13 protein-coding genes are annotated in these 25,472 nt (G+C 39.8%); all 13 read left to right on the top strand.

Annotation, left to right across the window (positions count from 1 at the left end; genetic code table 11):
* Positions 1–649: 649 nt before the first annotated feature.
* The gene (locus tag V7K89_RS35065) at positions 650–4,948 is read left to right on the top strand and encodes an SDR family NAD(P)-dependent oxidoreductase (RefSeq protein WP_335195476.1); all 4,299 of its coding nucleotides are present in this window, start codon (positions 650–652) and stop codon (positions 4,946–4,948) included.
* A complete protein-coding gene (locus V7K89_RS35060; RefSeq protein WP_335195475.1) occupies positions 4,949–9,844 on the top strand; it encodes an amino acid adenylation domain-containing protein in 4,896 nt (1,631 codons plus the stop codon).
* Positions 9,845–9,986: 142 nt separating this feature from the next.
* Entirely contained in the window at positions 9,987–10,580 is a 594-nt protein-coding gene (locus V7K89_RS35055; RefSeq protein WP_335195474.1) for a LysR family transcriptional regulator, read from the top strand.
* A gap of 6 nt (positions 10,581–10,586) precedes the next feature.
* Positions 10,587–11,273 (top strand): cupin domain-containing protein, encoded by a 687-nt coding sequence (locus V7K89_RS35050; RefSeq protein ID WP_335195473.1) that lies wholly within the window; start codon positions 10,587–10,589, stop codon positions 11,271–11,273.
* 13 nt (positions 11,274–11,286) lie between these two features.
* Entirely contained in the window at positions 11,287–12,081 is a 795-nt protein-coding gene (locus V7K89_RS35045; RefSeq protein WP_335195472.1) for an SDR family oxidoreductase, read from the top strand.
* A 96-nt stretch (positions 12,082–12,177) separates the two neighbouring features.
* Positions 12,178–17,097 (top strand): amino acid adenylation domain-containing protein, encoded by a 4,920-nt coding sequence (locus V7K89_RS35040; RefSeq protein ID WP_335195471.1) that lies wholly within the window; start codon positions 12,178–12,180, stop codon positions 17,095–17,097.
* A gap of 52 nt (positions 17,098–17,149) precedes the next feature.
* Positions 17,150–18,166 (top strand): fatty acid desaturase family protein, encoded by a 1,017-nt coding sequence (locus V7K89_RS35035; RefSeq protein WP_335195470.1) that lies wholly within the window; start codon positions 17,150–17,152, stop codon positions 18,164–18,166.
* Between the two features lie 29 nt (positions 18,167–18,195).
* Positions 18,196–19,365, top strand: a complete 1,170-nt coding sequence (locus tag V7K89_RS35030) for an aldo/keto reductase (RefSeq protein ID WP_335195469.1) — start codon at positions 18,196–18,198, stop codon at positions 19,363–19,365.
* A gap of 19 nt (positions 19,366–19,384) precedes the next feature.
* The gene (locus tag V7K89_RS35025) at positions 19,385–21,187 is read left to right on the top strand and encodes an ABC transporter substrate-binding protein (RefSeq protein ID WP_335195468.1); all 1,803 of its coding nucleotides are present in this window, start codon (positions 19,385–19,387) and stop codon (positions 21,185–21,187) included.
* A gap of 16 nt (positions 21,188–21,203) precedes the next feature.
* A complete protein-coding gene (locus V7K89_RS35020; protein WP_335195467.1) occupies positions 21,204–22,139 on the top strand; it encodes an isopenicillin N synthase family dioxygenase in 936 nt (311 codons plus the stop codon).
* A 20-nt stretch (positions 22,140–22,159) separates the two neighbouring features.
* The gene (locus V7K89_RS35015) at positions 22,160–23,815 is read left to right on the top strand and encodes a glycosyltransferase family 39 protein (RefSeq protein ID WP_335195466.1); all 1,656 of its coding nucleotides are present in this window, start codon (positions 22,160–22,162) and stop codon (positions 23,813–23,815) included.
* The gene (locus tag V7K89_RS35010; protein WP_335195465.1) at positions 23,812–24,312 is read left to right on the top strand and encodes a GtrA family protein; all 501 of its coding nucleotides are present in this window, start codon (positions 23,812–23,814) and stop codon (positions 24,310–24,312) included. Before V7K89_RS35015 ends, V7K89_RS35010 begins: the two co-directional genes overlap by 4 nt.
* Positions 24,313–24,322: 10 nt before the next feature.
* Positions 24,323–25,468, top strand: a complete 1,146-nt coding sequence (locus V7K89_RS35005) for a hypothetical protein (RefSeq protein ID WP_335195464.1) — start codon at positions 24,323–24,325, stop codon at positions 25,466–25,468.
* Positions 25,469–25,472: the final 4 nt, after the last annotated feature.

Below are 25,472 nucleotides of genomic sequence, written 5' to 3'. Positions count from 1 at the left end.
GCTTGAGGAGATGATGTTATGTTGACTATTTTAGGCTTTTCAGGGTTACTTTAAATAAGTATGTAAACTTTTGTATCGTCATTCAACATTTCTGGGCTAATACAAATAATATTACTTAAAATTTTGTAGAATATGGAGGTAAAAAATACAATTTTCGGGCTAGCAATACCTACGGAGGACTACGCCTACCCGTCATCAAAAAAGTGCCGCTCATTCTTAACCGCCAATACTCCGTATAGTATTAAATTCGATACTCACATACTGCGGGTCTATTGTAATGGGGAAGACCGCTTTTAAATATTGTATTTGACGGTAGTAGTGAAGTAGTAACCGGAGAATTAAAACGATTATTTGAACCGACTGATAAAAGTAGTAAAAGTTTTTATTATCATTTTCAAACATTCCCCAGCAGTGAACAGCAAGCAACAGATAACGTTAAACCAGAAACTCTTCGTCAGGTACAGGCATTAGCTGCTCGTCTGATTGTAGAAAAAAGATAAGCAATTAATAAGTTGTGTAGTCTATTATAAAACTAATCTTTATTCATGGCTAGCTATTATTTAATATTATCTCTTACTCTTATTAGCAAAAGTGCAGTTAGGTAAGCATAATGCTGAAAAAGCGAACCGCAAGAAGGATATAGAATCAAATGCAGTTAGATAATTCTAGTCTACCTTTAGCAAATTCAATTAATAGAAATTTTATATGTAGAGAAGTAGAAGTTGCGATTCGGTCGAGTTTAGCTGTTGACGATTGTGTAGTAATCCAGAAGCAGACAAAAAAGTTAAAACAAGAGTCAGTTGCTTATATAGTTACATCAGGTTCTTTTATACCAGAACAATTGTTATCTGACTTGCAAAGAATTTTACCCAGCGAATACATCCCAAAGGCGATCGTACTAGTTTCTACCATACCCTTGACAGATAAAGGAGAGGTAGACGAATTGGCTATGATAAACATTGCTGTTATTGATGAAAGTTTAATTGAGCAAGTAGAAAAGCAACTTAATTCTAATGACACAATTGAACAGGCAGTGGTAGTGGTACAGGAGTTGAGAAAGGAGATCCCCTCACTTCATTTGTCCGATTTGATCCCAAATTGGCAACGCCAGAACGCGATCGCCGGAGGCGGGGCTTTGCCCATCGCTAACATTACTCCAATTCCCAGAGACTGCCCAACCAATACACAACAACGGTTCTTAGAGCCAAAGCCACTTGCCATCAGCCACGGCGGTATTCTCCGTAGCGATCGCAATGCACCTATGACCTTGCCCGAAGTTTTACAAAAAGCCGCGCAACAAGTTGCAAGTGGAGAAATTATTTACCTGTTGCCCGATGGAACAGAACTACGCCAATCTTATGCTGAGTTACTTGAAATTGCAGAGCGAATTCTTACTGGTTTGATAAAGTTAGGACTCAAACCAAAAAACAAAGTCATATTACAGATAGAACTTAGCTGTGACATTATTCCAGCTTTTTGGGGCTGCCTATTGGGAGGCTTTGTACCCGTTATTATGGAAGTACCACCGACTTATAGAGAATCAAACAAGGTGGTGGATAAGCTTTGTCATATTTGGCAGTTCTTAGATAGTCCAGTCATTTTAACTACGGAAGCTCTCAAACAAGAGGTAGAATTACTATCGCAATGGCTACCAATAGAACGCTTAAAAATAGGCACGATTGAAGCATTAAAAGACAATACCGCCAGTAAACAATATCATCATAGTCAACCGGATGAAGTAGCTCTTTTCAACCTCACTTCTGGCAGTACAGGAATACCAAAATGTGTTCAATTGACTCATAAAAATCTCATTGCTCGCGCTAGAGGAGCTAACCAACTCAATCAACACGAGCGAGAAGATGTAATTTTGAATTGGCTGCCGTTCGATCACATTGGCAGCATTTCCGACTGGCATATCCGTGGTGTTGTATTGGGTTGCACCTTGGTTTATGCACAAAAAGAATATATCTTAGGTCGTATACTCAACTGGTTGGATTTGATCGACAAATACCGCATTACTCAGAGCTGGGCCCCTAACTTTGCCTATGCGATAGTTAATGACTCCCTCAAACAAGAACCAGAACAGACTTGGAACTTATCGTGCGTGAAATTCCTACTTACAGCTGGTGAAGCAGTATCTAGTAAAGCTATGGAGAATTTTCGAGAAAATTTAGTTGTTTATGGACTCAAAGCAACGGCAATTAGACCAGCTTTTGGGATGGCAGAGATGGGTTCGGGGATTACATATTATCAGCCCATTAAGAAAGCACCTTTGTTGTTTCACAGGGTAGAAAAATCTATATTTCAAGGTACTATTCAACGAGTAGAAATAGACCATTATAATCATCATACTTTTACCGATTTAGGCTCAGTCATTCCAGGAATTACTATTCGCATAGTAGACGAGCAAAACTCTGTATTAAGAGAAGACATCATAGGGCATTTGCAAGTTAAAGGTGATGCAGTTTCTCCTGCATATTACAACAACCACAATGCCAACAGTCAATCCTTTTTAAAAGATGGCTGGTTTGATACTGGAGATTTAGGATTTATTGCTAACAGACAATTGGTGGTTACTGGTCGCGCCAAGGAAACTATCATCATCAATGGAGCTAACTACTACAGTCATGAAATTGAAGCAATAGTTGAAGAAATTACAGAAATTGAAGTTTCCTACACTGCTGCTTGTGCAGTCTGTAATGCTGATCGTGCAACAGAGAAACTAGCCATCTTCTTCAGTTCGCCGATTACAGAAAAACCAAAACTGTTAGAGCTACTGAAGAAAATTCGGCAGACAGTGGTGAATAAAATCGGCTTAAATCCTGATTATTTAATTTTATTAGCTAAAGAAGATATTCCCAAAACCGTGATTGGTAAAATCCAGCGATCGCAACTTCGCGATCGCTTTCATGCAGGTGAGTTTAACTTAATTCTCAAGCAATTCGACATTTTACTAGACAATACCAACACTATTCCTGATTGGTTCTACCAAAAAGTCTGGCGACGTAAGCAAGCCAAGGTTTTGAAGACTTTATCCCAAAGTGGTCTGACTATAGTATTCCTTGACGAACTTGGATTGGGGACATTTATTTGTCAGCAACTGGAACAGCAAAACCTGCCATATCTGTGTGTCTCACCTGGTTATGATTTTGCTAAAAAAAGTTCCAATCACTTCTGTTTAACTCCTGGTAACGCAGACCATTATCAGCTATTGGTTGAGGCTATAAAAGCAGACAACCTGGCTATTGGTGAGATTCTCCATTTGTGTAATTATCAGGAGTATAGCGGGGAAATCAAAAGTATAGAAGCTCTGGAAAAAGCCCAAGAACAGGGAATTTATAGTTTATTGTTTTTTGTCAAAGCCTTAGCAAAAACTCAGGGAGTTAAAGATTTAATTCAATTATTGTTTGTTTCTAGCTACACCCAGTTTATAGAAGAAACAGACAAGATAGCTTATGAAAAATCTCCAGTTTTGGGAGTAATTAAAGCTATTCCCCAGGAAATACCTTGGTTAAATTGTCGTCACATCGATTTGACACCAAATTCGATACAGGTGGATGGAAACTATCTTCTACAAGAACTCCAGGTTTTATCAAAAGATCAAGAGGTAGCTTACCGCAACGGACAGCGTTTTGTTGCAGGTTTGGAAAAAGTTAATCTGCAAGACAAACCAAAGCAAGAACTTCCCTTTAAATCAGGAGGAATGTATCTGATAAGTGGTGGGCTTGGGGCTGTTGCAGTTGAAATTGCTAAATATCTGATTAAGTTTTTTAATGCCAAATTATTATTAGTAGGTCGCACTCCTCTATCAACCACAGATGTTGCATCCAATGACTCTGCAACAATGTCAGACAAGATTAAAGCTTATCAAGAATTAAAGCAGCTGGGAGCAGTGGTTTATGAGGCAGTAGATATCTGCGACTTTCAAGCTGTTCAACAAGTAGTCGAAAAAGCCAAGGCTAGCTGGGGACGTCAGTTACATGGGGTGATTCATCTGGCGGGAACTTATCACGAACAAATGCTAATAGATGAAACCCCACAGAGTTTAGCTGCAATTTTACGTCCTAAAGTGTTAGGTGCTTGGGTGTTGCATCAGGTGTTGAACAAGCAAGGGCAGGGGGTTTTCATTAGCTTTTCGTCTTTAACGAGTTTCTTTGGTGGAGCCACGATTGCTGCTTATGCTGCTGCTAACAACTTTTTGGAAAGTTTTAATCAATACCAGCGTTCTGTTGGTGGGTTGCACAGCTATTGCTTTGCTTGGACAATTTGGCGTGATACAGGGATCAACAAAGGTTATCAGAGGCAAGAAATTACCCGCGCTCAAGGCTTTTATGAGATGAGCCTGCAACAAGGGTTATATTCCTTGTTAACTGGTTTATATCATGACCAAGCACAGCTGATAGTCGGTTTAGATGGCAGCAATCCCAAAATTCGGCGTTTTACCTCTGAGTTTCCAGGGTTACAAAAATTAACTGCCTATTTCACTACGAAGAACGGTTCTAGCGTCCCGGAGTTATCAGATTTTACAGTGCGCGATCGCTTCACAACGACCGTTAACTGTGACTTCGTGCAACTATCACAAATGCCCCTCACCGTTAGTGGTGAAATCAATCGAGATTTACTGGCTAGGGGGATGACTCGTAGAGCGATCGTTCCCCGAAACGAAATGGAACGGCAAATAGCTCAAAGCTGGCAAGAAGTTTTAAAAATACCCCAAATCGGCATTCACGACAACTTCTTTCAACTGGGAGGAAATTCTTTGTTAGCCTTCCAAGTCATTTCTCGGTTGCGCGAGACTTTTTCTGTTGAGTTGTCGCCCAATCGTTTTTTTGCATCCCCCACCGTAGCTGGTTTGGGGGAAAGCCTTGAGGCGCTACAAACTGTTGTCAGAAAGTGGAATGTAGCTATGGATGATGCAGAAAAAGAATATGAGGGAGGGGTATTATAAATGACAATAATAGAATTTGTATCTTATTTAAATAGTTTAGGCATAAAAATTTGGCTGGAAGGCGATCAGTTAAACTATCGCGCTCCCAAGGGAGTGATGAACCCAGACCTCAAAAACAAACTGCTAGGGCGCAAATCAGAAATCCTGGCTTTTCTAGAAGAAGCTAAGAGTGCGACAGACTCCTCCTTTGAGCCAATACCATCTATAGAACGCTCTGAAGAGTTGCCCTTATCCTTTGCCCAGCAGAGGATGTGGTTTCTCTATCAATTAGAGAGCCAAAACCCATTTTATAACGAGGGTTTCCAGCTGCGCGTTCAAGGCGTACTCAACGTTGCAGTTCTTGGGCAAAGTATCAACGAAATCATTCACCGCCACGAGATTTTACGGACAACATTTCCAGCAGTAGATGGAAAACCCTTGCAGGTAATTTCTCCTGACTTGGCGTTAGCAATACCAGTTCTGGATTTGCAAGGCTTAGAAGAATCAGAAGTACAACAGATTGTCACAAAGGAAGCTCGGCAACCTTTTGATTTGAATAATGGCCCTTTGTTGCGGGTCACTTTACTGCGGCTGGGGTCAGAGTCCCATCTGCTGGTGTTGATTATGCACCATATCATCACGGATGGCTGGTCAATGGGGATATTCATCCAAGAGTTGTCTATTCTCTACCAAGCTTTTACTCTTAATTCCCCTTTGCTCGTCCCTGAGTTGCCTATCCAGTATGCTGATTTTGCAGTTTGGCAACGACAGTGGTTAACCGAGGAAGTTCAAAAACACCAACTCAATTACTGGAAGCAACAGTTAGCTGGTGCGCCACCCTTATTAGAACTACCCACAGACAAACCACGCCCCCCCGTTCAGACTTTCTGTGGTGCTACCCAGGAATTTCAAATTGACCGGAATTTGAGCGAGCAAATCAAAATCTTCAGCCAACAGTCAGGAGCTACCTTATTCCATACCCTACTGGCGGCTTTCGTCGTTTTAATGTTTCGCTATAGCGGTCAAGATGATATCTGCATTGGTAGCCCCATTGCCAATCGCAACCGCACAGAGATAGAATCATCGATTGGCTTTTTTGTCAATACATTGGTACTGCGTCACCAAATCGAGGAAAATCCGAGTTTTAGTGAGTTTCTCTCTCAAGTGCGACAAGTTGCAACATCCGCTTACACTCACCAAGATGTCCCCTTTGAACAAGTGGTAGAAGCGTTGCAACCAGAACGTTCTCTCAGCTACAATCCCCTATTCCAAGTGGTGTTTGTCTTAGAGAATTTCTTGTTGGATACATTAGAATTACCTGATGTTACCCTGACTCCTCAATTTATAGAACGTGGAACATCTCAGTTTGATTTGACCTTGGCAGTTTGGGACACAAAAGAGGGGCTGATCGGTTCGTGGGAATATAACAGCGACCTATTTGAGCCAGATACCATTGCGAGGATGACAAGTCATTTCCAGACTTTGTTAGCAGCGATTGTTGCTAATCCAAATCAACCCATTCGTGAATTACCACTGTTGAACCAGCAAGAGCGGCATCAGTTGCTAGTGGAATGGAATGATACTTATACGTCTTATCCTAAGAGCAAATGCATCCATGAGTTGTTTGAGGAGCAGGTAGAAAAAACACCAAATGCGATCGCAGTAGTCTATGAGGATGAGTCCCTCACATACCAACAGTTGAATGATCGCGCAAATCAGTTGGCGCATTCTCTGCAAGCGCTTGGCGTGAGACCAGAAGTCTTAGTGGGAATTTGCGTCGAGCGTTCTCCTCTAATGGTGGTAGGATTGCTGGGCATTCTCAAAGCTGGTGGGGCTTATGTACCCCTTGACCCCGCATATCCCCAAGAGCGTTTGGCCTTCATGCTAGAAGATGCTCAGGTATCGGTGCTGTTGACTCAGGAAAATTTTGTTCCAACGCTACCGCCACATAAAGCGCGGGTGGTTTGTCTGGATAGCAACAGAGCAAACTTCAGCACCAGCAAAAAAAATTTACCTCACACAGCGACAACTGGCAATCTAGCTTATGTGATTTACACCTCTGGCTCCACCGGCAGACCGAAAGGAGTTCAAATTGAATATCGAGGATTGTTAAATCTCGTCTTTTGGCATCAACAAGCTTTTGCGGTGTCGTCCCTTGACCGAGTAACACAAGTTGCTGGAGTAGCATTTGACGCTTGTGGTTGGGAAATCTGGCCTTATCTGACGGCGGGAGCTAGCATTCACTTTCCCGATAATGAAACCAGGCTTTACCCTGAGCAACTGCGAGACTGGATGTTATCAAAGGCAATCACCATTAGTTTCTTACCAACGCCAATGGCCGAGAAAATGCTGTCATTAAATTGGCCACTGAATGCTGCTTTGCGAACTTTGCTCACAGGTGGGGATCAACTTCATCAGTATCCTTCGACTTCCCATCCCTTTGAGGTGGTGAATAATTACGGGCCAACAGAGAATACTGTAGTTACAACCTCTGGGACTGTTCCGAAAAGACAACAAGCCTGTTTATCACCTGCGATCGGGCGGGCGATCGCAAACACCCAAGTTTATGTACTGGATTCCCGATTACAGCCTGTACCCATCGGTGTAGCTGGAGAATTGTACATCAGTGGTAAGGGCTTGGCACGAGGCTATCTCCACCGTCCCGACCTGACCGCAGAACGCTTCATTCATAACCCTTTTAAAAGAAGCAGGGGAGCCACTGCGGTCTTGACGGTTTCCGTCGAAGAGCAAGTGGCGTGGCAGGGAGCAGGGGGCAAGGGGGAAACAGAAGACCAATCCACTAATTGCGATCGCTTGTATAAGACGGGCGATTTGGTTCGCTACCAAGCCGATGGCAATATAGAATTCTTGGGCCGGATTGATAACCAAGTTAAGATTCGCGGCTTCCGCATTGAACTTTCCGAAATTGAGGGTATTTTGACTCAACACCCCCAGGTACGCGACGCTGTGGCGAACGTGAGGGAAGATATACCTGGGGTGAAGAATTTGGCTGCATATATCATCCCAGAATCGACACAGCCTACCAGTAATGAGCTACGCCAGTTTCTCAAGTCCAAGCTCCCCAGTTACATGGTACCTGCATCCTTCACAGTTCTAGAAGCTCTGCCAATTACCCCCAATGGCAAGGTAGACCGTCGTGCATTACCAGTACCAGAGTTCGAGTTTGATGAATCTACTGGCTTTGTCTCCGCGCACACCGACATTCAAGAAGTCTTGGCAAAGATTTGGCGGGATGTTTTAGTTCTAAAAAAAGTCGGTATCCACGACAATTTCTTTGAATTGGGCGGGGATTCTATCATTAGTATGCAAATTATCGCTAAAGCTAATCAATCTGGACTAAAGCTTACTCCCAAACAATTATTTCAACACCAAACAATTGCTGAATTAGCTGCTGTTGCTGGTACAATTAATTCGATCAAATCAGAACAAGGTTTAGTTACAGGGCTTGTCCCTCTAACACCAATTTCGCACTGGTTCTTTGAGCAAAATCTGCCGGAACCTCATCACTTTAACCAATCCTTCCTGCTAGAAGTTCCCGCAAATTTGCAACCGGAATTATTAGAGCAGGCACTACAAAAGTTACTGTACCATCACGACGCTTTACGCCTGCGGTTTGTGCAGCAGGAGGGGCAATGGCAGCAGTACAACAGGGATGCAGGCGATAAAGTATCGTTGGACATTGCAGATTTATCACATCTGCCCCAAGAAGAACAGTTAAAGGCGATCGCAGCCAGAGCAGAGGAAGCACAAAGAACGCTGAACTTAGCAGATGGGCCGCTGATGCGGGTCGTTCTGTTTAACTTAGGCAATTCCCCCGCACGTTTACTCATCGTCATCCATCACTTGGCTGTCGATGGCATCTCGTGGCGGATTTTGCTAGAAGACTTATCTGAAGCATACAAACAATTAGAAGTTGGCAAAAGTATCCAACTACCTGCAAAAACAACTTCCTTTAAGGATTGGGCAATTCGATTGCAGGATTATGCCCGCAGTCAAGAACTGCATTCACAGCTAAATTATTGGCTGGACTCAATGCGGTTCCCAATTGCTCGTTTACCGTTGGATTATGCTGCTGTTGCCCAAGATAACACTGTCGCTTCTAGTCGGATTGTATCTGTATACCTGAGTGTAGAACAGACTCGCGCTCTGTTGCAGGATGTCCCTGGAGCTTACAACACCCAGATTAATGATGTGCTGCTGACAGCGTTAGTGCGGACTTTCACTCATTGGACAAGTTCTCACGCCCTACTGATTGACTTAGAAGGTCACGGACGAGAGGACTTGTTTGAAGATGTGGACTTGTCCCGCACAGTAGGCTGGTTTACTAGTATATTCCCCGTTCTGTTAAAACTTGAGAATCGCAACGATCCCAAAGAGGTTCTCAAGTCGGTAAAAGAGCAACTGCGCCGGATTCCCAACCGGGGTATTGATTATGGGATCTTGCGCTATCTTAGCCCGGATGAGAGCGATTGCAAAGCGTCTCGTAGAGAAGCGCTGCTGCCAAGCGCAGAACGCAATCAATTAGAAGCCCTCCCCCAAGCTGAGGTAAGCTTTAACTACTTTGGTCAATTCGATCAAACACAGTTAGCAACCTTGGGATGGAAATATGCCCAAGAGTCTAGCGGTTCCATTCACAGCCCCAAAGGACAGCGCCGCCATTTGTTAACTGTAAATGGATTAGTTGTTGAAGGAAGGCTGAAATTAGAATGGCAATATAGCGAGCATTTCCATAGCTGGGCCACTGTAGAAAATCTGGCTAATGAATATATAAAAGCTTTAGAAACTATTATTACCCACTGCTTATCCCCAGAAGCAGGTGGCTATACTCCCTCTGATTTCCCGGAAGTTGAGTTTAGCCAAGAAGCTTTGGACGAACTGCTAGCAGAAATTAATTAAATAAACTCGTCCACATCTAGAAACACAGTTTTTATTTTAACAAGGTTTTCTACTAACAAACTAAATTTTATGAGGCTATCTATAACCAAGCTATCAATGACTTGCTAGAAAAAAATATCATGATGATTACTTAGAAAAAACTATGCTGGAATTTCAGATTGAATTTCAACCCCGTATCCCTCCTTCAAAAAATTTAGTTATAGGTACTTTGGGGCCTACTGCTACTAGTAGTGACTACGCTGCCAAGCATATAACCAACCATCTGCTATCAGAAGAATTTACTGTATCAACTCAGTTGTTTGATAGTTTTATAGATGTTAAAGAAGCTTTACTGCAAGACAATGTGGATCTGGCTTTAGTTCCTCATGCTTACGACCGAATTAATGAGTTTTATATGGAGCCAAGTATCGATCTAGGCTTTATTTTTATATTTCCTACTCCAGTTTATGGATTGGCTAAGAAAAAAAATACAGAGGTAGTTTTCAATGGCTCTAGAATTGTTACCCATCCTGCTCCTCTACCTCTGTTAACACAACTCTTGCCAGCTTCTCAAGATCAAACACAAATACAAGTGGATTTATCTCCTTCTACCAGTGATTCAGCAATTCAGGTAATGGAGGGTTTAGCCGATTTCGCTATTACTAATGAGAATGCTGTTAAAGCTTACGATTTAGAATTTATTTCCATCTATGGAAACATTGAGATGAGTTGGTCAATTTTTCACAAAAAGAAGTAGAGAACCATGTCTAAATATTTTCCCCAGCCAAAAAACATCAAAATTAATTTTGATGTAGAGTTAATAGCATTTCAATGTCAAGACACAGTTGTTCAATTAGCTTCTATTCCACCAGGGGCTACTTTTGAATTACATCGCCATCCTGAAAGCCAAATTGGAATGCAAATTGCGGGACGTTTGGAATTTAACCTCAACGGGACTAAAGAAATTATCAAGCCATTTGAGCAAGTTTATGTGGCTGGTTCTAATGTTCTTCATGGTTCTATCAACCCTTTTCAGGAAACAGCACTAGCATTTGATGTAAAACGCATCACTAATTCTGAAGAAGCTGAGGAAGCTATTTTAAAAGTCTCACCCACTCAATATGAATTTACAGGTTTCGATTGTCAATCTGTAGTTGGTTCATGGTTTGATATTTTCATTACCAAAATTCCTTCAAAAGGGATAATACCAATTCGCCAATCTGCTAGTGAAACAATGGGAATAGTCCTAAATGGTCAATTGGCGATCGCAGTGGCAGAGCAACAGCAACAGCTAGAATTTGGTAGTGTTTATTATGCTCCTGCTAATGTTCTTTATAAAGGATATAATTTTTCTGATGAAACAGTATCTTTGATTGAAATTTTGATTAAAGATCGCTCTGTTTCATCTGCTAAAGATACTTTATATAATATAGCACTCACTGCTTCCTAAAGGAATATTCATCATGGATTTAGGATTAACGAAAAAAGTAGCTTTAGTGACAGGAGCAACTGCTGGTATAGGTTATAGCGTTGCCAAAAAGCTAGTATCAGAAGGTTGTCAGTTAATAATTTGTGGAAGAAATTCCGAACGATTAGAACAAGCTTATCAAGGTTTGGTTGGTTCCCAAGCAAAAGTTATTCCTATTTGTGCTGATGTTCAAAATGCAAGTGATTCTCAGCAATTAGTCCAAGAAGCTCTTACTGAATTTGGCAAAATTGATATCTTAGTCAATAATTCAGAAGGGGCTATATTTTCTAATGAACCAGTAGAAAATCTATCTGATGAAGATTGGTCAACTGTCTTTGAAGGCAAGTTAATAGGTTATATTCGCATGACTAACCTGGTGCTACCGACAATGAAAAATCAGCAATGGGGGCGCGTTATAAATATTGTTGGGATATCAGGAAAAGAACCTTCTAGTCGTCTAGTTAAATCAGGTGTGGCGAATGCTGCATTAATCAACTTTACTAAAACTGTTGCGACGCAAGTTGCTAAGTGGAATGTTTTAGTTACCTGTGTAAATCCTGGTTTGATTGATACTCCAAGGCATAGAGAATATTTAGAAGTATTCGCTCAAGAGGAAGGCCGGACGGTTGATTCAATCATCGAAGGAACGAATAAGATGATTCCTCTTGGTCGTCGCGGTGTTTCTAGTGAGGTTGCTAATTTGGTTGCTTTTTTAGCGTCAGAATGTGCTAGCTATATTACGGGTGTTACTATTCCAGTAGATGGCGGATTGTCAACTTCTGCTTTTTAACAATTACTTTTTTAAACGAACCGCAGAGGCGCAGAGAACACAGAGATAAGAGAAGAAGAGAGATAAATTACATAATTAATATCATCTATAAAAACAATGGTAGTTGCACAAAAACAAAGTAATAGTAAAGATATTGAAGCTATTTATCCCCTTTCGCCTACGCAGCAGGGGATACTATTTCATACTCTCTATGAGCCAGAATCGACAATCTATTTTGAACAGTTTCAATTAACTATGCATGGCAATTTAGAGCCAGGCATATTTGAGCGATCTTGGCAACTTTTAGTAGAGCGACATTCAGCTTTGCGGACTCTTTTTGTTTGGAAGAATCGCAAACAATCAGTTCAGGTGGTGCGAAAAGCAGTGAATTTGCCTTGGTCTAATTTAGACTGGCGGATGTTTCCTCAGCAGGAGCAAGAAATACATCTTAATTCTTTCTTAAACTCAGATAGAAAACAAGGTTTTGAACTTGACAAAGCTCCATTAATGCGCTTTGCCTTAATTCGAGTAGCTGATGAAACTTATGAGTTTGTTTGGAGCTTTCATCATTTATTAGTTGATGGTTGGAGTTGGCCGATTATTGTTAAAGAATTGTTTGCTCTATATGAGTCAATTCAAAATGGTCAACAGTTATATATAGCCCCCAGTCGCCCTTACCGGGATTATATTAACTGGTTGCAGCAGCAAGATTTGACTGGTGCAAAGGCGTTTTGGCAAAAAAATCTTGAGGGTTTTACTGTACCTACGCCTTTGATAGTTGAGCGAGCAATTGGGCAGAGTTCTCACCAACAACAAAATATTGAAGTGCGATCGCAACATCTATCAGCTGAGACGACAACTACCTTAAAATCTTTTGCCCAACAACATCATCTGACACTTGCCACCTTAGTACAAGCTGCTTGGGGGTTGTTACTAAGTCGCTACAGTGGCGAGTCTGACGTGGTTTTTGGCACTACTGTATCTGGTCGCCCTCCTGCTTTATCTGGTGTGGAGTCGATGGTGGGGTTGTTCATTAATACTCTGCCAGCACGGGTAAAAATCACTGATACAACCGATTTGTTAACCTGGCTGGGGTTGTTGCAACAAGAATACATAGAACGGGAGCAGTATTCATACACTCCACTCGTAGATATTCAAGGCGTAAGTGAAGTTCCTCGCACTCAACTTTTGTTTGAAAGCCTTGTTGTATTTGAAAACTATCCTGTAAATGTAACGTTGCAGCAACTCCCTGGAAACTTGAGCATCGGGGAGCTACAAGACAGGGGACAAACTAATTATCCTCTCACACTGCTGGCAATTCCTGGCGAGGAAATGACTGTAAAAATTTACTACGATCGCGATCGCTTTGATCTAGAGATTATCGATCGCATGGCTGGTCATTTCCTCAGTCTGTTGGAGGGAATTACCGTCAATCCTCATTGCACCCCAGGCGAGTTACCGCTACTAACTCCAGCAGAGCAAAATTTGCTTTTAGTCGAGTGGAATGCTACCTCAGCAGCGCATCCTATCAATCGTTGCATCCATCAGTTATTTGAGGAGCAAGTCAAAAAAACACCCCAAGCATTGGCGGTGGTATATGACAACCAACAATTAACTTATGAAGAGTTAAACCAGCAAGCCAATAAAATTGCCCGCTACTTGCAACGCTTGGGTGTGAAACCAGATGTCCCAGTGGGTATTTGTGTAGAGCGATCGCTAGTAGCTGCGATCGCCATATTAGGAACTCTCAAGGCTGGGGGAGTTTGCGTTCCCCTCGATCCTACCTATCCGCCAGAACGTTTAGCCTTCATGCTCAACGATTCTCAAGCACCAGTCATCTTAACTCAAACACGTTGGAAGTCATTACTTGATGGCAACTTTGCTCATCGTCTGATTGTGTTGGATGAAGATGGGGACGAAATCAGCAAAGAATCTGAGAGCAATCAGCAGGTTGAAGTAGCAGCTGATAATTTAGCCTACATTATATATACCTCTGGCTCTACCGGCACTCCTAAAGGTACGATTGTTCCCCATCGCTCCCTCACCAATTTAATAGAACACCATCAGGCAAAAATGGCCACAGGTATTGGTGTGCTTCAGTTTGCCTCCCTCAGTTTTGATGTCAGCTATCACGAAATATCCGTGGCGTGGGGCTTTGGAGGGACGCTGTATATCATTCCTGAATGTGATCGCAAAGATTTAGATAAATTAATCCACTTGCTTGCTAACAACCCTGTTGGGAAAGTTTTTCTGCCAGTTAGCCTTTGGCAGCAATTAGCGGAAATATACGGAGATCAAAAACATTTATTTAACAATATTCGGGAAGCGATCGCTTGTGGCGAACAACTCCAAATTACTCAGCCGATGATTAAGCTGTTTAAGCGTCTGGAAAATTGTACACTCTACAATTTCTATGGTCCCACGGAAGCAGACTTAGTTACAGCTTATACTTTTAGCGAAAAGCCAGATGAATGGCCGATTTATCCGCCGATTGGTAAAGCTGCTGTCAATGTACAAGTTTATCTGTTAGACAGTAATCTCCAACCCGTGCCGATTGGCGTTCCTGGGGAACTCTACGTGAGTGGTGATGGTTTGGCTCGTGGCTACCTCAACCGTGCAGATTTGACCAATCAAAAATTTCTCCCAAATCCGTTCCGAAGAAGCAGGGGAGCAGGGGAGCAGGGGAGCAGAGGAGTAGAGGAGAAGTTGCAGCAGTCTTTCCCCTCTGCCTCTTCCGAACGCCTCTATAAAACAGGGGACTTAGCTCGATACTTACCAGATGGCAATATCAAGTTTCTCGGACGGATAGATGATTTGGTAAAAGTCCGGGGTTTTCGCGTTGAACTGGGAGAAGTTGAAGCCGTTCTGAGCAGGCATCCTCAAATTAACCAAGCAGTCGCAAAAGTGCATGGGGAAAGTGCCAGGGAAAAATATTTAGTTGCTTACTTTGTCCCAATTCCGGGAGAGTCAGTAACAGTCGAACAACTGCGGACTTTTTTGACTGAGCAACTGCCAGATTATATGATTCCATCAGCTTTTGTAGAAATGGAATCGTTCCCCTTAACACCCAATGGTAAGGTAAACCGTCGCGCTCTACCAGAACCGACAACCAACCGACCGGAGTTAAGTCAGACTTTTGTTGAGCCGCGTACTCCCACCGAAGAAATTTTGGCTGGTATTTGGAGAGATGTTTTAGGGTTAGAACGAGTTGGCATTTATGACAACTTCTTTGATTTGGGGGGACATTCTTTACTAGCAACTCAGGTTATTGCTTTGACGCGTAAAGCATTTGGGATAGAATTACCACTGTTAAGTTTGTTTGAGTCTCCTGCGATCGCACCTTTAGCCCAAAAAATCGCCATAGCTAACCAACCAGATTGCCAGGAGTTATCTTTAAAACGGTTGCCCTCGCAAGACGAGCCAATACCAATTTCTTTAACACAGCTAGAGTTGTGGTTTTTTGACCAATTCTATCCAGACAGTTCCATTTATAACTTGCCTTTGGTTTATCGCATCACAGGTGCGCTTAATGAGAAAGCATTATCAGAGAGTTTAAGAGAAATTGTCCAGCGACATGAGACATTGCGATCGACTTTTCAGGTGAAAAATGGACAAGTCGTTTATGCTGTTGTCAACAAGCCTGTCTTTGACTTTTCCGTAATTGATCTCCGACACCTCCCCGCAACTGAACGCGAAACTCAAGCCACACAACAGGCTGAAAAGGAAATTAAGCATCCTTTCGATTTGGCACGAGGCCCTTTATTACGCAGCAAGCTTTGGCGCTTGGATGAACAAGAGTATCTATTTGTTGCCGTCACACACCATATTGTTGCTGATGGTTGGTCTTTTAGTGTCCTAACCCAAGAACTGGCAAAAGTTTACGAAGCCTTCTGTAAAGGTAAGCCGTCTCCTCTGACTGAATTACCGATCAAATATACCGACTTTGCTCAATGGCAGAGGCAGTGGTTACAAGGAGAAGTTTTAGAATCTCAGCTTCAGTTTTGGCAAAAGCACTTAGGTATTAGTCCACCGATATTGCAGCTACCAACTGATTATCCCCGCCCACCAGTGCGAACTTTTAAAAGTGCAGGCCAACCGATAATTCTCTCCAAAAAATTAACCGATGCACTCAAAGCGCTGAGTCAACAGGAAGGCGTAACCCTATTTATGACCTTGTTGGCAGCATTCCAGACATTACTCTTCTCTTATACAAGACAAGAAAACATCATTGTCAGCAGCGCCCTTGCAAATCGCACCAGAGTAGAAACTGAGGGACTGATTGGTTTCTTTGTCAATTTACTGCCATTTTGTACCAACTTAGAAGGAAACCCCAACTTTCGGGAACTACTCGGCCGAGTGCGTGAGGTAGCTTTGGGTGTTTATGCTCATCAAGAAATGCCCCTGATCAAGCTAATAGAAAAACTCCAGCCAGTGAGAGATTCTAGTTACACATTAATAAATCAAGTAATGTTTGTCTTTCAAAATACTCCAGAGGATGATTTAGAATTTGCAAATCTCACTTTGAAGGAGCAGTTTATTGCTAGAGATACAAAAGATACCGCAGAGTTTGATTTAGAGTTAACGCTGGAAGAAACATCAACAGGTATTGAAGGTTTACTCGTATACAGAATCGATTTATTTGAACCTGCCACTATTACCAAAATGGTCGAGAATTTGCAGACCTTGCTGGAAAAAATAACGACAAATTATAACCAACGTCTGGCTGAACTTATCTTAATATTTGAATCACCAAGTTTGCCCACTCAAACTGTTACACTCCCAACATCGAAGGACTTTGTTACTCCACAAAATCCTATCGAAGAAGTTGTGTTAAATATCTGGAAAGAGATTTTAAGACTAGAGCAGATTAGCACTCAAGATAACTTTTTTGAACTGGGAGGACATTCTTCTCAAACCCTTGAAGTTATATGCAAACTACAGTCAGCTTTGCAAGTCGAACTGCCGTTGATCTACCTATTTGAGAAACCTACTGTAGTTCAACTAGCAGAAGCCATCCAATATCAATTAAACAATTAATAGGTTAATATCTAGTTTTTAAATTGTTATTGTCAACGTAGAGGTGAACAACATGGAAATTCCAAAGAACAATCAAATAATTGAGAATACCAGACTTAGTATTAGTGAAGTAACTCAAATATCTAACGAAGAACTTCGTATATTGCATGAAATTCCTACATTTAGATCGATTATTCAAACATTTGTTGTCATTAGTACATATTTAATCTTTGCAGCTATTGGATTCTGGTTGAATAACTGGGCAGTGTGGTTATTAGTCTGGTTTGTTCAAGGATTTTTGTTTGTCTGTTTTTTTGCGGCAATACATTATTGCTCTCACTATAGTTTGTATAAGTCAAAAAATACTAATCGATTCGTGGGGACTTTCTTGTCATTAGTATTATTGATGAACTTTTCATTTCACAAATATATTCATATTGGACATCATCGAGAAGCAAAAATCAAAGGTAACATCGTAGGAGATACCTCAGCATGGCAAATCTTTCCTAATATTAAAACCTATCTTCTGGCCTTGACATATTTTTATCCTCTCGCAGTATGCAAGAACTGGTGGTTAGTGACCAAAGATTTATATTTAGACTCTTTAAAAACACATACGCAAGAGGAATCATCTTTACCAACTAACTTATATTTGAGCTATTTTAAAACACCAGAACAACGCCAATTTGTCTTACAAAATAATTGGCTATTATTGGGCTGGGTTGTAGTAATGGGAGGATTGACAGTAATTTTTCCTGGAATTTTGTTCTTTGGTTACTGGATACCATTAATATCTTTTGCTTCTCCATTCGGTTTTATTTTCAGCATTACAGATCACTATGGCTGTGAATCTGACTTAAATCACAACCTATGGAATGATACACGAACAATGATTTCTAACCCGATCGTTAGGTTTTATTACTGGAATAATAATTACCATGTAGAGCATCATCTCTACCCAAGTATGCCACCATGTAACTACTCCAAGATACATGAGTTAATTCAATATCATCTTCAGCATCTTGAAAAATCATACTTTATGTTCCATCTCAAAGTAATGCGTGGCTTAATTTCGGCAAAAAGTCATTAATGAATCGCTCTAATCAAAACACATTTATAATGCAATATCGTAGATTTGGGCGTACAGAATTGCCAATGCCAATATTTTCCTGCGGCGGAATGCGCTACGCCTATACTGAATATGAGGAACTTACTCAAGAAAAAATTCCCAATGAAAATCAACAGAATTTAGAAACCACTATTCGCCGTTCTTTAGAAGTTGGCATCAATCACATCGAAACTGCTCGAATGTATGGAACTTCTGAGATGCAATTAGGAGCGATTTTACCTAAGTTACCTAGAGAAAAAATTATTGTCCAAACTAAGGTTACTCCTATGTCTGATTCTGAAGACTTCCGCAGTTTGTGTGAGAAATCTTTAGCTTTGTTAAAGCTAGATTACATTGACTTATTAACACTGCATGGCATTAATAATTACCAACATCTTGAGGATAGCATTCGCCCTAATGGTTGTCTTGATGTAGCGCGGCAATTGCAAGCTGAGGGTAAGGTAAAGTTTATTGGCTTTTCTACTCACGCTGCGACAAACTTAATTATTAAAACCATTCAAACCAATCAATTTGACTATATAAATTTACATTGGTACTACATTAATCAATTCAATTGGTCCGCCATTGAAGCAGCCGCATATCATGATATGGGAGTATTTATTATTAGCCCATCAGACAAAGGTGGTATGCTCTACAAACCTCCACAAAAGTTATTAGAATTGTGCCATCCTCTCAGTCCGATGGTGTTTAACGATCTGTTTTGTTTGAGCCATCCTCAAGTACATACTCTCAGCTTAGGCGCATCTAGACCATCAGATTTTGACGAACACTTGAAGGTTATAGAACTTTTAGATAAAGCGGATGAAATTTTATTACCAATTTTGAACCGTTTAGAAAAAGAAGCGATCGCTACACTCGGAAAAGATTGGTATTCTAGCTGGCATACTGGTTTACCTGCCTATAAAGAAACCCCTGGCGAGATTAATATTCCAGTTATTTTGTGGTTGCGAAATTTAGCGATCGCATTTGATATGTTTGAATATGCCACAAGGCGTTACAACCACTTAAATAATGCCGATCCTTGGTTCCCTGGCGTGACAGCAGAAAAAGTTAGACAATTTGATCTAAGTAATTGTCTGCGTCATAGCCCCCATGCTGACAAAATACCAGCTTTATTAGAAGATGCCCATAGGTTGTTATCTCAACCTAGTCAAGAATAAATTGCGGAGTGGTTTCACGATGTTGAATTATAAGTTATTAAAAAATAAGAAAAAGTATACTTTAATTCGCCATCGCTGGCTAGTAATTTTGCTGGCTTTTGTAACTGCGATCGCAATAATTATCTATCATCAAACTAACTTAAAAATTAAAGCAACATCAATATCTCAAGTTATTTTCTCTTTCCCAATTGAACCTACAACTTTTAATCCAGCTTTAATCGTAGAATCAGCTTATACTTTAAACTATACTTATGAGGGACTAGTAAAAGAAAATGGACGGGGAGAAATTGAACCTAGTCTAGCTGAATCTTGGCAAACTTCTCCAGATAAAAAACAAATAATTTACATCCTCAGAAAAGGGTTAAAATGGTCAGATGGAAAGCCACTAACTGCTGAAGATGTGGTTTTTACTTACAATGAAATTTATAAGAATCCAGCCATTCCTACTTATGCTAAAGACTTCTTCCTAATTGGCAAGAATCGTACCTTTCCTACTGTACGGAAACTTGATGATTTGCGAGTTGAATTTACATTACCTGAACCATTTGCTCCATTTATTCGGGCTACAAAACTGGAAATTTTACCAGCCCATGTTTTTCGGGAAACAGTCAAAATAAAAGACCAGGAAGGCAGACCTAAATTTATGTCTACTTGGGGGATTGATACTCCACCAGAAAATATTATTGTCAACGGCCCTTATACAATAGAATCTTATACTCCTAGCCAGCGAATAATTTTCCGAAAAAATCCTTATTACTGGCGTAAAGATGCTCAAGGCAATTCGCAACCTTATATCGAGCGTGTGATTGGGCAAATTATTCCTAGTCAAGATACTTCTTTAATCCAATTCCGTTCTGGAGGATTGGATTACATCAACGTTAATACCAATTATTTTTCATTATTAAAACATGAAGAAACTAGAGGAAACTTTACTATTTATAATGGCGGCCTTTTTATAGGATCAACTGCCATTACTTTTAATCTCAATAAAGGTAGTAGAAATGGTCAACCACTGGTAGATCCCATCAAGTCTCGTTGGTTTAATACAGTGGAATTTAGACAAGCAGTTGCCTATGTAATTAATCGCCAACAAATACTCAACAATATCTATAAGGGATTGGGTCAACTGCAAAATTCGCCGATTGCTGTACAGAGCAAGTATTATTTACCCGTCCAAGCAGGTTTAAAGGTCTATGAATACAATCTTAAAAAAGCAAAAGAATTACTGGTAAAAACAGGGTTTAAATACAATAATCAAGGTCAGTTATTAGACAAGCAAGGAAACCTTGTGCGCTTTAGCCTCATGACGAATGCTAACAATAATATATTGCAGGCAATGGGAGTACTCATCAAACAAAATTTGAGTGATATTGGCATAACTGTTGATTTCAATCCTGTCGCTACTAGCATTTTTATCAACAAACTAACTCAAACTTTCGATTGGGAGTGTCAAGTACTTGAAGTTGCTGTCGGTCAAGAACCGAATGATTGGGCTAATGTTTGGTTGCCTGAAACTAGTTGGCACTTTTTTAATCAACAATCCCAAACAGGACAAATGCCGATAATAGGGCGACAGGTTGCAGATTGGGAACGAAAAATTGGTATTTTATACATTCAAGCAGCCTCCGAAGTGGATGAAGCAAAGCGTAAAGCTATGTACGTAGAAACTCAACAAATTGCTCAGGAGTATCTGCCATTTATTTATCTAGTTAACCCTTTTTCAATGGTGGCAGTACGAAATCGTATCCAAGGTATTGAACACTCTGCTCTAATAGGAACATTTTGGAACTCTTACGACTTGAAACTGACTGAGATTAACTAAAGAGGATATCGTTTGTATGCAAATTCCTATCATTGATTTCAATGCTTTTCTTATAGGTGACTCGACCGCAAAAGAAGCTGTCGCTGCACAAATTTCTCTTGCTATTCATGAGGTCGGATGTTTATACCTCAAAAATTATGGTATTCCTAATACTCTAATCGCTCAAGTCTTTTCACAAACCGAGTGCTTTTTTGGACTACCGGAGCATGAAAAAGAACAAGTATCTTTCTTTCCAGACCGGAATCTTCGCGGATATCATAATTTTAAAAAAAGTGAAGATAAACACAACGCTAATGAACTAATGACTGAAGGGTTTCATTTTGGCAAAGAAATTACTTCCGATGAAGTTGGTGGGATTGAAGATCCTTTCTTTGAACCGAATAAATGGCCTAAAAATCCTACTCAGTTTCATAAAGTGATGATGAAATTTTTCGCTGGTTGTCACGAAACTGCTTTGAGAGTATTCCAAGCTTTGGCTATTTCTCTGATAATTCCAGAAGATTATTTTACAAATTTATATTCAGAGCAAAACCACGGCATAGTTTTGCATCACTACCCATCTATATATCAGCCTCCAGAACTAGGAAAAGTTTATCTTGCAGAACATACTGACATAGGTACTCTCACATTTTTATTTCAAGATTCTGAAGGGTTAGAAGTATATACAAATGCTGGAGAATGGGTTGTAGCGCCCTTCATTCCTGACGCAATTATAGTATTGGTTGCAGATTTAATGCAGCGATGGACAAACGATAAATTTTGCGCTACACGACATCGAGTTATAGTCCCAACTCAATCTCACAGTGCTAAACAAAGGTACTCATGCGCCTTTTTTACAGGTCCCAATTATGATGCTCCAATTAACTCCATTCAGACTTGCTTAGATATAGATGAAGTACCCAAGTATCCACCAATTCTTGCCCATGAATATTTTAAGCAGCCAAAAGGATAGCTACAGACTAGAGATAATAAATGGACAAGTTACAATTGCTAGCAAAGTCAAAACCTCCAACTTGGTTAAAAATTTTGGTAATTAGCCTAATTGGGTTAGGTATTTTCTTTCGCTTTACCCATTTGGGACAAAAAGTGTATTGGTATGACGAATTTGCGACATCGCTGGCAATATCTGGTCATACACTAGCCGAGGTTAAACAAGAGATTTTTAGCAATTGGAGCAATAATGAAGGCGTAATTCCTGTTATCACTTTAGACAAATATCAACACATTAACCCAGATCGAACTGTGGCTGATACAGTTCGCTACTTAATAAGTTCAGACCCACAACATCCACCTTTGTATTATGTGATGGTGAGATTATGGGCGCAAGTCTTTGGGGATTTCCCTGCGGCAGTTAGGAGTTTATCAGCAGTAATTAGTCTGTTGGTGTTTCCTAGTGTGTATTGGCTATGTTTAGAGTTGTTTGAATCAGCACTAGTTGGGTGGATGGGAATGGCTATAATGGCGATTTCTCCGTTGCAGATTTTCTTTGCCCAAGATGCACGAGAATACGGTTTATGGATGGTGACGATTCTAGTATCAAGTGCTGCTTTATTGCAAGCTATTCGCCGAAAAAGTTACTTAAGTTGGGCTGTATATACTCTCACTCTAGCCTTGGGATTTTACACCCATCTATTAACAGCAATGGTTGCGATCGCTCATTGCATATATATGGTTATTAGGCAACAGTTTCGCTTCAACAAAACTCTGCGTAATTATTTACTGAGTTCCATAGCAGCTTGCTTGATGTTTTTACCCTGGCTAATGGTAATCATTACCCAGATTCATACAGCAACAAATCTCTTGTCATGGATCGCATTTAAAACAGATAGTCCTTTCGACTTAATTGGGATTTGGCTCAGTCGGATTAGCAGAATATTTTTTGATTTTAATTTAGCTTCTGATGATGCTTGGGTCAAGAATTTACCTGCGGAAAGCTCTTTACTTTATAGTATTCCTACGATAATAACTAGTTTAGTTTTAATAATTTATATTATTAATTATTTTATAAATTATCTCTCAAATAATACTAGTTTATTTATTGCTTTATTAGGGGGATTTCCAGGGTTAACGTTGCTTTTCTACGACCTAATTTTTGGAGGAATTCGCTCTATTCATTTTCGTTATCAGTTACCGTTATACCTCAGCATCCAAAGTGCTGTAGTGTATATTTTAGCTTTCCATCTTTTCTTGGTGAAAAACTGGCAGAAAAACCTTTGGCAAGTCATTGTGGTAGGGTTACTCATCTCTGGACTAGTTTCTGATGTTAGATTTTTTCAGTCTGAAACTTGGTGGCCACAAATAGGTGGCAAGAATTTGCTAGCAATGAGTCAACGTATTAATCAATCTAATAATAATATTTTATTGATAAGTAACAAAAATGATTATAACTTGGGAGTTATCCTCACCTTAAGTCATAATTTCGAGCCAAACGTTAACTTAGTTACAATCCAAAACGACCAGTTACCAATAATGGTTAAAAATTATAAATCTATTTTTTTTGTTGACGATCTGGAAAATAGTTTAGCTCATCAACTTGAAAAGGATAAGACTAATTCACTGAAATTAATCTACCCACTTGAAGGATTTTGGCAACTCGATAAAAACCTTAACATAATAGAAAGTGAATGAAGCAATATTTTAACTATTGTAATATTATTTATCTGAGAGATAAAGTCTACTTTTATCTTCATTCGGCACTTTTTAGTCGATTTATTCGCTTTGCTGTAGTTGGTTTAAGTGGAGTGTTTGTAGACTTTGGGGCATTCTATTTTTTACATAGCTCATTATGTTTTGCGTTAACTCGGAGTGCAATGCTTTCCACAGAAATAGCAATTATTAATAATTTTCTATGGAATGATTTATGGACATTTGGTGATATGTCTTTCCAACAAAAAATTAGTCAAAAGTTACAACGGTTTGTCAAGTTTAATCTCATTTGCTTAGTTGGGCTTATTTTCAATAGCCTAATTGTAAATTGGCTATTTTATCAATTCCAAGTCAATGAATACATAGCTAAATTAGTAGCGATCGCTTGTGTGACACTTTGGAATTTCTGGCTCAACCTGAAGATGAACTGGCAATTAACAAAGACAGAAGTAGAAGTAGATGTAGTTGTAGATATTTAAGAAAAAAATTATGTTAAGACCACTTGTGATGTTTGGGTATAGTTTAATTTTTCTAATTACTATATTTGTTTCTTCGGGATTATTAAATACAGTTATACCCTATTCTAAGACTATCCAAAATCTTGGTGAGATTAGCGTTAAATGGCAATATTTTACTGAACATAAAGATGATTACAATGCTATCTTTCTGGGGCCAAGCACTACTTACTTTGGCGTAGTCCCGAAAATATTTGATGAATACATGACAAAAGAGGGTAAGAGTGTCAAATCTTTCAACTTTGGTATCGCAGGCGCAAACGTATCAGAACTAGATTTTTACTTACAGAAAATTCTAGATTTAAAGCCAGCAAACTTAAAATGGATATTTCTAGACTGTTCAGTTGACTTATTTACCAACTTTGGTTCGACTTCCGCTCAGGAGATATACTGGCATACTCCTCGTAAAACCATAGAAAATTTTCAATTAATTTGGGAATCATCAATCGATAACTGGCAAGTAAAAGTTCCATATATATACGCTAACTTTCAAAGCTTTATCTATCGATGGCTAGGTCTTGGTCAGCTTTCTACTTTCTGGCAGGAAAGAATATTAAATTTAGATTTATCAAATGCAGATCCCTTAGCAAAAGTATCTGAGGATAGACTATTACAAGAATCTGGATATTACGCAATAGATTGGCAAAAAAAAGCTGAAAAATGGCAGACTCTATTCCGAACAAATGGTTTGGATACTTATTTAAAACATCTCAAAAATGAACAAACAAAATTAGCAAATTTAAATTCAGAAAATACATTTAATAAGACATCCACAATATATGGAGTGAAAATGATGGAAAATATTTCTTCCCAAATTGAAAAACAGCAGCAAATTAATAACAAGAAACTTGAAGCTATATTTTTTATTCCTCCACTTCTAGAGGCTGATTCTAACTACTCTGCTCTTTACAAAGCATACGATTCAGGATATATAAATACTTTGTTTGCTTTTAATAATGTCAATATTTTTACTAATTTGTATGAATTAAACCGTAGAATTGATAGCGCACATCTCAATCACCAAGGCGCTCAAGAATTCACACTTTTACTGGCATCAAGATTTACTGAGTATTTAAATAATTCAGGGCAACAAGTTGCAAATAGCGTAAAACTTGAATAGCCAG

This window comes from Nostoc sp., assembly GCF_036917515.1.
Lineage (GTDB): Bacteria > Cyanobacteriota > Cyanobacteriia > Cyanobacteriales > Nostocaceae > Nostoc.
The sequence above is the reverse complement of the archived record's forward strand: the minus strand, read 5'-3'. Positions and strand labels throughout refer to the sequence as shown.